Here is a 14,075-nt window from a genome sequence, read left to right on the forward strand (position 1 = left end):
CTGCGATCTGTGATCTGTGATCTGTGATGGAAACGCGCGCGTACGCGCGGAGAGAGATCGGCGGACTCCTGGCCCGCCGCGGCCTCATTCAGAGGCCGGGCACCCAACTCGCTCGCGGCACTTGGCCGCAAACCCGGCAGTCATGGGGGCAACTGTAGCCTGGAGTCGATGCTCCTCTTCCTGGATATCGACGGCACGCTGCTCCCGTTCGGGTCGGCGTATCCGTATCCGGTGTACGAGACGCCCTCCGGGCAGGGCGCCGGCAACCCGCTGCTGAGCAGGGTCGATCCGGCGCTGGGGCCGCGGTTGCGGATGCTGGGCTGCGAACTGGTGTGGGCCACCACCTGGCTGGACGAGGCGAACGAGGCCATGGCGCCCCGGCTCGGCCTGCCCCCGCTGCCGGTCGTGGACTGGCCTGAGGAGGCCGAGCGGCCAGGCCCGCTGCACTGGAAGACGCGGCCGCTCGTGGCCTGGGCGGGCCGGCCCTTCGTGTGGCTCGACGACGAGATCGGCGCGGCCGACCGGGACTGGGTGACCGCCCACCACCCCGGGCGGGCCCTGCTGCATCGCGTGGACCATCGCGTGGGGCTCACCGATGCGGACCTCGGTGTGGTGGCGGGGTGGGTGCGCGGGAAGTGACCGAACCGTCAGCCGGAGGCGACGGCCAGGGCGACCGCCTGTTCGTCGTCGAACAGCAACGGGGGCAGGTGTCGCTGCCGGCGGCGAGCCGGTAGCCGCCGTCGGGGCCCTTGACGGTCACGACGGGATACCCCAGCTCACGCAGGCGTTCGACGTCGCGGCGCACGGTGCGGGGGCTGATGCCCAGCCGCTCGGCCAGCAGTGCGCCCGGCCAGTCCCGGCGCGCCTGGAGCAGGGAGAGCAGTGACAGCAGTCGCGCTGAGGTCTTCGGCATGCCCGGCATCCTGCCCGGAGTAGCGGCCACACCCTGACCGCTTCCGGTGCGACGGTGAATCCGTGCCGAAATCCGAGAACGACCGGAAGGGCCCGACCACCATGGCCGCCGACACCACCCCCGCCTCCGCTCCCCACGACGAGCGCACCGACCTGCTCGCCGCCCTCGCGACCGCGCGAGCCGCCCCCTCAGGACGACGCGCGACCCTCAGCGACGAGCAGGCGGGTGAACGCCCGACGGTGAGCGCGCTGTGCCTGGGCGGACTGATCAAGCACGTCGCGTCCATGGAGGAGTCGTGGATGCGCTTCGCGGTCGAGGGGCGCTCCGCGATGAACTTCGACCTGCCCGAGGGTGTCACCTGGGCGGACCTCGCCGCCGGTACCGCACGCGCGGTGCCGCAGTGGATGATCGACCACCAGAACGACTTCGCGATGCAGCCCGGCGAGACGCTGGCCGGGATCCTGCGGCGCTACGAGGAGGTCGCCGCCGCGAGCGAGAAGACCCTCGCATCGATCCCCGACCTGTCGGCGACGCGCCCGCTTCCGGAGGCGCCGTGGAACGAGCCGGGAGCGGTGCGCAGTGTGCGCGGGGTGGTGCTGCACCTCATCGCCGAGACCACCCAGCACGCCGGGCACGCGGACATCCTGCGCGAGGCGCTCGACGGGCAGACGTCCACCTGACGCGGTGGGCCGGAAGGGAGAAGGGCGCAGGGCTCAGAGGCAGGGCTCCCCGCGGCGCGGGTCCGAGGCTCCCAGGCCGGTGTGACTTCCAGCGTTAGCTGTCACATTCCAGCGCTTGTTGTCACGGCTCTGACTTGCAGAGCGGGTGCATAGGATCGCTGGCATGACGCTGCGACCTGTCCTGGTGAACATGAAGGCTCTTGATGACTCGGCTGTTGGCCGGTTCTGGGCGGAGGCGCTTGGCTGGAGCGTTAGCGGCGAGGGATCGGGCGCGACCGCCGCCAAACCCGTCGGCTTCGACTGGCTGGACCCGGTCGGCGTGTGCATCGACGTCATTGCCGTCCCGGAACCCAAGGCGGCGACAAAGAATCGTGTACACGTCGATCTCGCCACCACCTCTGCGGCCCATCAGACGGAGTTGGTCGCGCGTCTCAAAGCTCTCGGTGCGACGCCCGCCCACGTGGGCCAGGGTGACGTGCCGTGGACGGTCCTCGCTGACCCGGAGGGCAACGAGTTCTGTGTGTTGGAGCCTCGGGAGATGTACCGGGACACCGGGCCGATCGCCCGGGTGGTGGTCGACTGCGCGGATCCGCGAGCCATGGCCCGGTTCTGGGACGAGGCGATGGACTGGACCCTGCACGAGGTGACGGACGACCATGCGGTGTGGCGCTCGGCCAAGGAGGTCGGCCCGTATCTTGAGTTCCTCCGCTCGCCCGACGTGAAGACTGTGCCGGACCGCGTCCATCTTGACCTGGTGCCGGACCCTGGTGACGACAAAGCAGCGGAGGTCGCCCGGCTTCGGACCCTCGGCGCCGCCGACCTCGACGTCGGCCAGGGCGACGTCCCGTGGACGTGTCTTACCGACCCTGAGGGTCACGAGTTCTGCGTCCTCGCCCGGTCCTAACACGGAGCCTTGACCCCGTGGGTGGTCGGTATCCAGGTCGATCCGGGGCGCCGAGAGCTGCTGCGTCGGGGCGCGTTCGGCGTGCTCGCCGACCACACCGCTCAGCTCAGTCACAACTGCTCGTCGCGCGGATGGAATGTCCTTCCGCGATGCGCTGGATGTGGTCGCGGCGGCTTCGGCTGCCTCGGGGGTGGTAGGCGAGGACGACCAGGAGCGGAATCGAAGCGCCGCAAGGGCTGCGGAGGGGGTAGCTGATCGGCTGGTGGATCCGTTTGGCCTCCTCGACGAGGGGGACGAGGAGTTCGGCTGCGGCATTTTCATCGGGTGAGCGGAGCAGGCGATCCGCGATTTCGAGGGCGGCGCCCGTGACGACGGGGTCGTCCGGAGGGTCGGTGTATGCGGTCGAGCGCAGGTTCTTCCGCGGCTCCGCGCCGCGACTATGGAACAGCCCGTGGCGCCGTGCGGCCTCAGCGTCGATCGCCCGTGCCAGTTCAGGAGTCGCTGCGTGGGGCCGGGCTTGCGGCCAAGTCATGAAGATCAGAGCGACGACGCCGCGGAGGTCTTGGAAGTACTGCGCCGTGGGAATGATCCATCCGACGCTGCTGACCTCTTTGGGGCCGTCTGGGGAGAGGAACGACAGGAACCTTCTTTGCAGCGCGAAGAGGGTTTGTCGCGATCCGGGATCCGCGAGTATCGGCTCTGTGTCCTTCGGGGCCTGGGTGAGATCGGCTCCGCAGGCCGGGCTCGCTGCCCGAAGCTCACCCTGTCGCGGGGTCCCCCTGCACTGGAGAGGATGCAGCTCGCTGTCCCGGGGACGTGCGATGAGATCGTTGCTGTGACGGTTCTGGACCAGCTCTCCGCAATGGTGGCAGTAGCGCCGGAGGAACCGTTCGTGGCTCGGGCAGCAGAAGACCGGCGGTAGCCTCCAGAGCCTGCGCCAGGCACCACCCAGACTCCGCTGGATCTCGGAGCCGTCTCCCGCGAGGCAGTCCGGGCAGTACTGCGTTCGCGTGGTCAGAACCCATGGGTTGTTGTATTGCAGACGTTTGGTGCTGAAGCTGTCCCGGCGTCGGTGAGGCTGCCGACCTCGGTAGGCGGGGTTCAGAGCCCCGTAGCGGCTGCCGAGTGAGGCGAGCAACAGGCCGTCCACCTCCCGGCGTGACAAGCGGGTGGAGTGACAGAGGGCGGTGATGTCCGGTTCATCCAGGCTGACCGCGAAGGAGACAGGGATACGGATGAGGGTTGTCCTGTCCCTCCGGCTGTTGGGGAGGCCAGCGCGGAGGACGAGCGGTCCGGGTCCGATGTTCAGTCGGTGGGACAGCCGCAGGAGGTAGCCGGGCAACGATTCGTCCTCCAGCGGGTCCAGGCTCCGCGGCAACGGCCGCAGGTCGGACAGCCCGGACGGCTCAACCACCGGCCACGCTCCCGCCGCGGTCGTCGAAGACGCTGTTGCGGCCTTTCTTGCGTGCCTTCCGAGCAGGGACGGGGACATCGTGGGGAACTTCGGGAATCTCGCCGGCCGTTGGGTCGCGGTCGTCGTGGTTTCCCAGCTTGATCTCGATCGTCGACAGCAACTCCGGGGTCAGTTCCTCTGCCCCCGACTCCATCGCCTCGGTGCACCCGTCCTCGATCAGCCGTTTGAGAAGCCCGACGATTCCGCGAGTGCGGCGGAAGAGGTATTCGGGCATCTCGCCCTCAGTGAGCATCCCCGGCCGGGCCCGCAGCAGCCGCAAACGGTCCTCGATCCCCGCCAGATGCTGGATGAACGCGGTCATGCCCTCAGCGGTGTCATAGTCAAACGGGTCGAGATCGACCAGATTGAACCGCCGCTCGGTCTGCTCAGCGGCCGACGGGTTGAAGCTCTTGCCGGCCTTGACCGGCGAGAAGACCCACTGCCCGGTGCGGGGATCGGGGTAGCCGCTCCGCAGCAGTCCGGACCGGGGGATGTCGACACCGATCAGCACCAGCGTGACGTTGAGATCCATCAGTTCCCGGACAAGGTCGAGCGTGTCCTGGTCGTCCTCGCGATGAAGCCGGAGCCTGGTGATGTCGTCCAGCAGCAAGGCCGTCGTCTGATGATCCCGCAACGAGGCCCGCACGGTCCGGACCATGCCGTTCAGCGTCTTCGGCAGCGGCGCCCCGTAGAAGTCCAAAATGGCCGCGCACAACCCCTTCGGGGTTGCCCGCACCGGGGTGCGGCAGTAGGCGACGGGCACGAACAGATCCCGCGTGCCAGGCACAGGGCCGGGCAGCAGCTGCCGGTGCAGGTCCCGCCACAACATCTCGAAGGTGGCCGCGGCATCGCAGGCCGTTTCTGTCTTTCCGAGGTAGCCACCACCGCTGATCATCAGTCCGTCACGGGTTCCGGGCTCGAAGTTCAGCGCGTTGTTCCGCAGCCGCCCGCGCATCAGCTTGGTGACCTTCGCGTTCATCGGGGTCTCCAGCAGCCCCATGTTCACGTGCGTCGCCGTCCGGTGCAGGTCGTGCAGCGCCTTTCGTCTCGGGCTCATCGCCGCGTACTCCTCCGCGGAGAGCCGCGGTGCCGGGATGAACGTGTTCCGCCGTTCCCGCCATTGCTGCCAGCCCTCGACCCTGGTCCGATCCGGCGGCGGCCCAGCCCTCAGGAAGGGGACGATCCCGCTCTCATCCGGTGTCCGGTCCGCCATGGCCATCCTCTTCCTCGTCCTCCTCAGGCAGGAGAAACAGATCGCGCTGCCGGTATGCCTCGCCCAGGGGAGGCGGCGACTCTGGCCGGCCCCGGACAGCCTGCTCGCGTCGGTGCCGCCTGTGACTGTCGATGCTCTGCGCGGCCTGACGCTTCCTGTCCGGCCAGCGCAAGGAAGTGACGACAGCGTCCCCAGCAGCAGCCACCGCGACGGACTGAGGTGTTGGTTTCTCCGGCGGCCGGTCAGCCTGGGAGGCCGCGGCCTGGACGACCTCGCGGGCATGCTCAGTCCGCGCGGACTTCGCCATCTGGGTCTTCCACTGGCTCACCGGGGTTCGGGAGCCCAGCAACTCCAGGAGAACCGGGAGGAGTTCGTCGTCTGTGCGGGGCCTGAGCCCGCAGGCTTCGGCCTTCTTGAGCAGTTCGCGTACGCGTGCATCGCCGAAGGCGGGCGCCTGTCCGTCGGGCGGCAGTCCGGTCCAGGGCAGCGGATGCCAGTCGTGGGTGAGCGGGTCCTGGAAGAACACGCTGCGGCGGTCTCTGGGGTCCCGGCGGATCACCCACTCGCCCTTGTGCTGTCCACCGCGAGTCGAGCGCTGGCCCCGATAGGGGTCCAGGACCGGCGCGTCGTACCAAAGTCCGCGGATCTTCACCCCGCGCCGGGGATCGATCTTCCGGACGTAGTGAGCGGGCAGCAGTTCGTAGAACAGCTCCGCCGAGGGGATCTCCATCGCGAAGCCGGCCTGGGCGAACGAGGCGGCAAACAGCGAGTTGGGGCTGTGATCGCCACCGGGGTCCCAACTGGGCGCGTGCTCACCGAGCCTGCGCCGTTGCCAACAGGCAACGATCCAGGTGGCGATCACGTGCTCCATCTCGTCGATGGTCAGCACCGCATCGCCTTCCGGGTCGGCTCCGCGGTCGGCGGGGTCGACGCCGGTGTAACCGGGCAGCTGCTCGAACAGCAGTGCCCGGATCGCCCCGAACGCCCGTTCGCAGGCGGATTTATCCGTGGGCCGCAGCACGCGGCTGGGAAGGATGTTGCAGCCGAGTGCCCGCTGGACGTCGACCAGATGGTGGTTGCGATAAACGGAACCGTGGTCCGTGGTCACGGTCTCCGGGGCGAAGAACGGCAGTCCCGCGACCTTGTGCCCGGCGAACTCCGCAACCACCGCGGCGGGCAGGCCGGGGTAGGGCCACTCCAGTTCCTCGCCCCAGTCGGCCCGCATGGGCAGCGGCAGCAGCACGTCCCGCAGCAGCATCGCGACATCCACCGACTGGTCGGAGACCAGCGTGAGGCGGAAGGCGCAAAGAGAATGGGTGTGCACGTCCATCGCGAGGGTGAGGTGGCATTTCACCGGGTCGCCGAACACGCTCTCGCGGACCATCACGGGCAGCACCGTGGTGTCCAGCGCGATCACCTGTCCGGGCCTGTGAACGAGCACGTGCCCGTTCTTCGACGGCAGTTCGGCTGAGCGCGCGTAGCGCTGGCGGGACCCACCCGGTCCGAACCACTCGCGCCAGACCACCCAGAGAGTCTGGTAGCTGGGGACAGCGATGTCCCGGTCGGGGAAGGTCTCGCGTACGTACTGGTGGATCATGCGTGTCCGGGTCCGCATGGTCACCTTCGACCGGTGGAGAGTCTCCGCGCGGACCGCGAAGATCGCCTCGCGGATCTCCTCGGTGATGCTGGGGTGGCCCCCGCTCTCGCGCAGCCAACGCTCGTCCGCGCAGCCGACCAGTCCGGCCTCGCGGCGTCGGCGGTCCCAGCGGATCAGCGTGCGGTAGCCGACCCGGTCCAGGCCCAGCAGCTTCGCCTGCTGGCGGTCCATGGACGCCAGTTCGGCGACCTTCGCCAGACGACGGGAGGTGAGTGTTGTGGTGGCCGGGTCGTACTCCGGTTTCGGCTCACCCGGACCAGGATGCAGCGGGTCGCCGCTGCGGAATCCGGTCTCCACCTCCAAGATGTGGGCCAGACGCAAGGCGGCGAGTTCCCGTCGTCCCGGCTCCAAGTCCTGCACTGTCGTCGGCTGCCGGCCCCGGCCGGATCCCTGAGCCGCGGTCCGGGACGAGGGGCGGCAGTTGGGATGGTTAGCCAGGAAGCGGAAGGTCGCCGGCTGCCGGATGCCGTCGTCGCGGACCAGGTGGACCCTGCCGAGTTCGGGCTCACGGCGTTCGACCGTCCATTCCCTGCCGTCCAGCACCAGGGCCGCACCCGGCGAGAGGTCCAGGACGGCCGCCGTCCTCATCACGCCTCCCCGGCGGGGTTGATCACCACGGACCGGTCACCGAACGCTCGGCCCAGGTCCGTGCCGAGACGCCGGTGCCAGAGCAGGTGCAGAAGCTGAGCACGAGCCAGCGGCGGATACGAGGTGGTGTCGGCGAGTTCCCCGAACGTGCCGCCCTCGCGAGCTGCCGCCACGAGCACCGGCCGTATCCCGAGCGGGTCAGACAGGGGCCGACGCTGAGAGGAGAAGGCATCGACCGCCGCGGCAACATGACTCCTCCAGCCCGCCACGACGGTGTAGTGCCAGCCGCAGGCCAACGCAACCTCGGCGGTCGCAGCGAACGCCTCGAGATCCTCCGGCGCGATCAGCGCCCGCGGCCGTACGTCGATCAGCCAGACGTCAGCCCGGGTCACCGCCAGGAAGTCCGGAATGTGCCCCCTGCGTCCGGTCGCCGTGTCGAACCGCAGGCGCATGGGCTGCGACAGCACGTCGACAAGGTCAGCCGCGAAGTCGAGGACCAGGAGCAGGCGGGCCTCCTCCAGACTCTCGGCCCCGTGATGACGACCGGTACTGACGAGGAATTGCAGGCTGGGGCGATGGCGTTGGGCCCGGCGCCAGGAGAACCAGCGCATCGGCGTGCCGTCCGCGATACGCATGTCAGCCAGGTCCCGCACGGTGCACGACACCTCGTCGCCCGCTGTCCGCCAAGTCGCCGTCCAGCGGCGGGTCCACTCCGCCCCGAGATCCAGCCCGGCCCTGCCCGGCGCCACCGGCACCGGAACGAGCAGGTCCTCCCACCAGCAGCTGTGCGACCACAGGCCACCGCCCCAAGCCGCAGCCGGGGACGGTGGCTGTACCAGGGAATGCGCTCCGTCCACACCACCACATGACCACCGCCGAGAACGCCAAGCGGGGCAGTCTCCGAACCTGGTGACAACTCGGCCTAGAAACGCCCGCAAGTGACAACTACCGCGTGAATCTGGTGACAGAAAGAGCTGGAATCACGAGAGAACGCCCCAGATCGGAGACCGTCCAGGTGACAGCTAACGCTGGAAGTCACAGCCGGGTGCGCAACTCTCGCCTGCGTGCCCTTCCGGCCGTCACATGCCCCCGCCCGCTTCCCGGGCCGCCCGCTCCAGCCGGCCCCGGTAGTCCTCCCACCACGCCGAATCGCCCGTGGGGATGCTGGTGTTGTCCTCCCGCATCCCCACGGCTCCGTCGATCAGCTCCCGGAGGATGTCGGCGTGCCCGGCGTGCCGCTGCGTGTCGGCGATCACGCGGACGACTGCGTGATGCAACGTCACCTCGTCCTTGCCGTCGGGCCACCACGGCACCTTGCCCAGGGTGTCCGGCGCCAGGGCGTCGATCGTCGCGTCCGCGTGCGCCCACGCCCGGCGGTAGAGCCCCACGACGAACTCGCGGGACTCGCCGGCGGTGGCCCACATGTCCGCGTTGACCTCCGCACCCTCGTCGAGCCAGGGCAGCGGCTCACCGGAGGGCCGCCCGAAGGTGTCGCCGAGATAGCCCAACTCCACGCTCGCCGCGTGTTTCACGAGGCCCAGAAGGTTGGTACCCGTCGGCGTGAGGGGGCGGCGGATGTCGTACTCCGGGAGCCCCTCCAGCTTCCACAGCAGGGCGTCGCGGGCGGACTGCAGATAGAAGTGGAGATCGGCTTTCGTGTCCGTTGCGGTCATGGCGCCAGTCTGCCTGTCCGTTCCCGTTGGAAGTGATCTGCCGTTGCGGCTCTGATCTGGTGGGTTTCACTTCGGCTGGGACTGGGTGAGCCTCGGATGTCCCGCTGGGGATGGTTGCGCGGTTCTGCCCAAGTCGCGTTGTAGCGATGTCCTGTTGGATCTGATCAGGTGCTGGCGTGCTGAGCTGGGGCTGCTCAGATCTGGCGGGACAGTCGATGTGGGCCGTCCCCAGATTTCAGGGCTGGGGCCAGGCGCGTCCCTTGGGGTCTGCCCAGCGGAAGAGGGGGTCGTGGTGGATCTTCTTCGTGCCGGGCATCTTGCGGAGGGTGGTGAGGGCCAGCCGGTGCTCGGCCTCGGCAAACAGTTCAGCCATTGTGTTCCGGTGTTCTTCAGGCGAGACGAGTTTGCTGTCGGGCATGCGGAGCCGGCGCCATCGCGGGTTGGCGAGCATGCCGAGCAATGTCACGAACTCGGGGTAGGTAACGATGAGTTCGCGGGCGTCACGCTTGCGTCGGATGAGGTTGGAGTACCGGGTTTGCTGCTGGGGCAGTGTCCGGATCCTCCCCTGCCACCGCAGTTGCAGCTGACGCTGATTGTCAATCATGAGCCAGCTGTGAACGATCTTCCGGGTCTCGGCGGTGGCCTCCTCGATGGTGCGGGGGAAGCGTCTGGCCAGTCGTTGGTGACGGTGTTGCGCGACGATCACCTCAGGTAGCCGTTCGAGGCGGTAGTGGGTATTGCCGTTGAGCCAGATGCCGTGTTTGGTGCAGAGCTGACGCCCGACGGGGAGATGCGCCAGGATCGGTCTGGTGATGCCCTTGCGGCGCATGCAGTGCGGACAGACGACATAGAGATCACGCCGGAGGCGGATGATCTCTCCCTCATCTCGTGCGGCGAGCCGGGCGAGGCCGGGCAGTGACCGCTTCAGGGTCTCGACCGAGGTGCCCGTCATGACGGCGAGCCGCGGCAGCACGGAGGGCCCCCAGTTGCGCAGGGCATCGGTGCGGGTGCTGACCAGCATGTGCCCGCTGGTGGGGGCCAGCGACCGGGCGATCCGGCCTGCGGTCGTGCAGTTAGCTCTGGCCAGACGGTTGAGATACCAGCCCAGGACCTCCCCGTGGACCGGAGGGAACGGGACGGGAAGGAGCCGGACCGGAGCCTCCCAGACATCCACGGTTCAGGCCGCCTTCGGCTTGCGGCCGCGCTTGTCGGGGGCTGGCTGGGACTGTTGTGCGGTGTGATCCAGCTCCACCGTGTCGAGCGCGCGTTTCGTGATCTTTTCCGTGCCGGAGTCGATGGCGTCGACCGCAGCCTCGCGGACCAGCTGGGACAGACTGCCGATCAGACCGCGGGTGCGTTCATGCAGGTAAGCCTCAAGGCCAAGCAGAGTCCCGGGCTGATGGCGATCGAGCCGCAGAGAGCTTTCCATGGTGGCGATCAGGGCCTGCCACTGCTCGCGGTCTGCGCGGCTGCGGCGGCCGAATGGCTTGGAGGGGACGACGCTGTAGCGGCCGGCGATCTGCTGGCCCCGGATGCCCTGGAACAGGGTGCTGGTCTCGACGCCGAGTCCGGCCAGGACGAAGGTCGCGGCGATCCGTTCGGAGAGGTATTTGAGCTGGTCGGAGGCTTCCGCGCCGCTCCGGGTGGTGAGGTCGAGATTGTGGATCTCGTCGACCAGCACCAGGGTGGTGCCAAGTTTTCCCAGCAGGTCGCAGACGGCGTTGGTGATCTGGACCTGGCTCATCCGGTGATGCAGGGGGATACCGAGAAACCGGGCGAACTCGCCCGCGAGCATTTTCGGGGTGGCGCCCGGCGGGACGGTGACGAAGACCACCGGCAGCGGCGGGGCCCCACCGGGATTGCGGCGGCGGGCGAGTTGCTCGACGTTCTTGCCCAGCTGGGTGATCGCCGTGGTCTTCCCGGTGCCGGAGGAACCGGACACGATCAGGCCCCGGCGGGCGGAGACCTGGTGGCGGTTGAGCAGGATGCGTTTGCGGCCGGTGGTGACGACCTTGAGGATCGTCGGGGTCGCGACCACGACAGACCGGGTGTGGTAGTCGATCCGCGACTCCTTGCGGGACTCCAGTTCGTCCGCGTCCAGCACCGTGCCGGGAGCCAGCGGCGGGGGTGGCTCGGGATGCTCGTCCACGAATGCCCGCCATCCCTCCTTGGTGGTCAGCGTCGCGTACGGGTTCTCGGCCGGAGTCGGCACTTGATCGGTCACAGGCGGTTCCCGTCGGTGAAGGCGTCGAAGATCCCGAAGGGGATGACATTCGACGGCACGTTCGTGCCGGTGTCCTCCTCGTCTTCCTGGCTGTCCGACCCGCCCGGCGGTGCGGGCGGAAGAGCTGCGATCGGCCGGGCGGGTTCCAGAGCGGCCCGGGTGCGGGCCGCGACCCTGCGGTCCGGACCGGTCTCCGCCCGGGTCAGCAGCTGCTCGACTGCGGAGGCGACCACGGCCTGGTCGGTGTCGTCCATGCCGCGCAGGGTCAGCAGTTCGCGGGCCCTGCGCCAGGTGAAGTCCGCGAACGGCGCGGAAACCAGGTGCCGGTGCGTCCACGGGGCCGTGATCCACTGTCCGGTGCGGGCGTCACGTACCCAGACCTGGGACAGGTCGTAGGGGTCGTAATGCACCTCCCAGAGACCGCCCTTGGCGTCGACACCGGACGGACGGCGCCGCAGTGGGCTCAACTCCATGCAGTTGTAGGTGCGGTGGTCGATGCGGATGCCGTAGTCGTTGACCGAGCGCCAGACCGCCGGCAACAGCTCCAGATAGTCCTGCCCGCTCAGCGGCAGCGGCAGGTAGCCGGTCCGGGCGACCAGCAGGGCATACGCGTCGTTGGGTGACATGGCCCTGCCTGGCAGGAATGGACTGCGCAGTCCGTCGTGCGGCCGCTGCTGCCAGCAGGCCACGATCCACTCCTGGAACAGGTCGGCCAGTTCCGTGAGCGTCCAGACCGCCTCGACCCGCTCCCCGCGGCGGGTCACGTTCGAGCCTGTGTAACCGGCGACGTGCTGGCAGAACAGGGTGTTGATGGATGAGAACGTCCGTTCCACCACACCTTTGTCGGTCGGTGTCGCGGGCCGTGAGGGTTGGACGGAGATGCCCAGGGACCGGCAGGCCGAGAGGAAGGCGTCGGACACGAACACCTTGCCGTGGTCGATGCCGATCATCTCCGGAACGATCACGGGCTTCGCGGCTGATTGCTCCAGCCGGGCGTCGATGTCCAGCAGCCGGGCATGCGGGATGAGCGTCGCTGACATGGCCAGGGCATCCGCCCAACCCGGCCGCATCGGCTCAGGGACCAGCATCTTGGCCAGCAGCAAGGAGGCATCCACGGCCTTCGTGCCCGCCGGCCGTAGCACCGCGGCGCAGATCGTTCTCGTCGCCACGTCGATGCCGATCGTCAGCTCGGCCCGGCCCGTCACCCCGTCGTCCAGGACAACCATCACGTCGAGCGGCGTCGTGTCGATCTGCACCATCTCGCCCGGACGGCAGGCCGAGGACGGTGTGAACACCCCCTGCGGACGACGGGCCTGCGACCGGCGGGAAGTTGCCTCACCGAAGGCGTGCGTGCCCGCGCTTACCGCCTCGACCAACCGATAGAACGCCGACTTCGAGGGCATCGGCACCACCCCCGGCCCGTGCCGCTCGGCCAGCAGAGCCTCCACCCGGCGCCGCAGCCGGCCCCGCGTGCCCGTGGACTCATTCACCTGCGCGGCCAGCACCTCCGCGACGGCCGCGACCACCCGTTCATCCGCTCGCCCGGTCGGAGTCGACAACCGGGTCTTGCGGTGATCCACGAGCCCCCAGAGCCCTTGCTCGCGGTAGCGCTTGCGCATCCGGCGGACCGTGACCGCACTGACCTTCCAGCCCAGCGCGCTCAGTTCGGCCGCTTTGGCCGCCTCACGCTCCTGAAGCGTCCGCACGGTCGGGTCATACTCAGGGCGTGGGGCAGTATCCGCGCCGGCATCCACCGGCCGGCCGAACTCCACTTCGGTCACATGCCGTTCCCAGGCTGCGGCCCTGTCCGCCTCCTGCTTCGGAACCACGTCCAAGAGCGCAAACGGAGGCATCCGGGGCGGACCCTCGCCCTGATCGATGAATTCGAATCCGTCGGCCGCCAGCAGATGCGACAGCAGGACCAGGCTCACCGTGCCTGTCTCATCGACCAACCGCACCGTCGTCCCCGACAGGCCCACCACCGTGTGCAGCCGGTCATCCAGTCGGAGCCGGTCCCCGACCCGCAGGGCAGCCCGCAGCCCCGGACGCCCGGTCACCGCCCCTCCACCCGCGACACCAGCGTCGTATCCGTCAGCGGAATCGACAGATCCGCCCCTAGCCGCCCCTGCCAGAGCAGATGAAAGACCACCGGCAGCACCGCGATCGGATCACCCGCCAGCGAAGCCTGCCCCACCAGCGGCGACGGCACCGAGAACAGCGCCAGCAGCCGTTCCACCATGCCCTCCGCGGCACCGTGCCGAGGATGCCTGTAGCCCGCCAGCCAGCGGACATTCACCATCCGGACCGCATCCACTTCGCCAACCACCCGGTAGCCCCATCCGGCGCTTGCGCAGGCCGCCCGCGTGGCCTCGAACTTCACTGCCGACCGCGCGTCGATCCGCTCCAGCGGCCGGCAGTCCACCACCAGCCCCCGCCCGTCCTCGAACCGTGCGAAGTAGTCCGGGGCATGAGAGACCCGCTTGCCCCGCTCGTCCTCCCAGAACAGCCAGAACGGCTGCGACAACAGCCCGGTGACCTCCGGCGTGAAGTCCAGCAGCATCGCATGATCCCGCTCCAGCCAGGACTCGAACCCCACATGCCCGCCGGTCGTCGCCGACCAGTACAGCCCCGGGAAATGCCGCTGCCCCCGATACGAAGGGAACCCCCGCACCGGAAACCCCGCCTCGAACGCCACCGAAACCGCATCCGCCAACGGCCGCTGGTGCTCACCCCCGTCATCCCGCCACCCGACCTCGAACTGATTCACGGC

The 14,075-nt window shown here is 68.8% G+C and carries 12 protein-coding genes and 1 pseudogene; 3 read left to right on the forward strand and 10 right to left on the reverse strand.

Translation table 11 applies throughout. The features are described from left to right. Positions 1-168 precede the first annotated feature (168 nt). The gene (locus ACGF8A_RS28265; protein WP_393112977.1) at positions 169-639 is read left to right on the forward strand and encodes an HAD domain-containing protein; all 471 of its coding nucleotides are present in this window, start codon (positions 169-171) and stop codon (positions 637-639) included. Between the two features lie 17 nt (positions 640-656). On the opposite strand, the pseudogene ACGF8A_RS28270 reads toward ACGF8A_RS28265, so the two are convergent. Continuing rightward, positions 657-913 (reverse strand): annotated as a pseudogene (locus ACGF8A_RS28270) (helix-turn-helix transcriptional regulator); the annotation flags it as partial. Between the two features lie 101 nt (positions 914-1,014). On the opposite strand from ACGF8A_RS28270, the gene ACGF8A_RS28275 reads away from it, so the two are divergent. Both ACGF8A_RS28275 and ACGF8A_RS28280 read left to right on the forward strand, forming a co-directional pair. Then, on the forward strand, positions 1,015-1,593 hold the full coding sequence (locus ACGF8A_RS28275; protein ID WP_393113058.1) for a DinB family protein: 579 nt from the start codon (positions 1,015-1,017) through the stop codon (positions 1,591-1,593). Between the two features lie 163 nt (positions 1,594-1,756). Then, positions 1,757-2,497: a VOC family protein gene (locus ACGF8A_RS28280; RefSeq protein WP_393112979.1), complete on the forward strand. Its 741-nt coding sequence runs from the start codon at positions 1,757-1,759 to the stop codon at positions 2,495-2,497. 106 nt (positions 2,498-2,603) lie between these two features. On the opposite strand, the gene ACGF8A_RS28285 is transcribed toward ACGF8A_RS28280, so the two are convergent. From ACGF8A_RS28285 to ACGF8A_RS28325, 9 genes are all read right to left on the reverse strand, one after another. After that, positions 2,604-3,911 (reverse strand): TniQ family protein, encoded by a 1,308-nt coding sequence (locus ACGF8A_RS28285; protein WP_393112981.1) that lies wholly within the window; start codon positions 3,909-3,911, stop codon positions 2,604-2,606. Then, complete coding sequence (locus tag ACGF8A_RS28290; protein ID WP_393112983.1) at positions 3,904-5,169, reverse strand: AAA family ATPase; 1,266 nt, start codon at positions 5,167-5,169, stop codon at positions 3,904-3,906. Before ACGF8A_RS28290 ends, ACGF8A_RS28285 begins: the two co-directional genes overlap by 8 nt. Then, positions 5,141-7,408 (reverse strand): transposase, encoded by a 2,268-nt coding sequence (locus tag ACGF8A_RS28295; RefSeq protein WP_393112985.1) that lies wholly within the window; start codon positions 7,406-7,408, stop codon positions 5,141-5,143. Before ACGF8A_RS28295 ends, ACGF8A_RS28290 begins: the two co-directional genes overlap by 29 nt. Next, positions 7,408-8,043 carry a TnsA-like heteromeric transposase endonuclease subunit gene (locus tag ACGF8A_RS28300; RefSeq protein WP_393112987.1) on the reverse strand — a complete coding sequence of 212 codons (636 nt, stop codon included), beginning with the start codon at positions 8,041-8,043 and terminating at the stop codon, positions 7,408-7,410. Before ACGF8A_RS28300 ends, ACGF8A_RS28295 begins: the two co-directional genes overlap by 1 nt. A 444-nt stretch (positions 8,044-8,487) precedes the next feature. Next, the gene (locus ACGF8A_RS28305) at positions 8,488-9,081 is read right to left on the reverse strand and encodes a DinB family protein (RefSeq protein WP_393112989.1); all 594 of its coding nucleotides are present in this window, start codon (positions 9,079-9,081) and stop codon (positions 8,488-8,490) included. Between the two features lie 235 nt (positions 9,082-9,316). After that, a complete protein-coding gene (locus tag ACGF8A_RS28310; RefSeq protein WP_393112990.1) occupies positions 9,317-10,255 on the reverse strand; it encodes a TniQ family protein in 939 nt (312 codons plus the stop codon). Between the two features lie 3 nt (positions 10,256-10,258). After that, complete coding sequence (locus tag ACGF8A_RS28315) at positions 10,259-11,230, reverse strand: AAA family ATPase (protein WP_393112992.1); 972 nt, start codon at positions 11,228-11,230, stop codon at positions 10,259-10,261. 71 nt (positions 11,231-11,301) lie between these two features. Continuing rightward, a complete protein-coding gene (locus ACGF8A_RS28320; protein ID WP_393112994.1) occupies positions 11,302-13,011 on the reverse strand; it encodes a Mu transposase C-terminal domain-containing protein in 1,710 nt (569 codons plus the stop codon). A gap of 347 nt (positions 13,012-13,358) precedes the next feature. Further along, a complete protein-coding gene (locus tag ACGF8A_RS28325) occupies positions 13,359-14,072 on the reverse strand; it encodes a TnsA-like heteromeric transposase endonuclease subunit (RefSeq protein ID WP_393112996.1) in 714 nt (237 codons plus the stop codon). Positions 14,073-14,075 lie beyond the last annotated feature (3 nt).

The organism is Streptomyces sp. NPDC047706 (genome assembly GCF_043204795.1).
Lineage (GTDB): Bacteria > Actinomycetota > Actinomycetes > Streptomycetales > Streptomycetaceae > Streptomyces.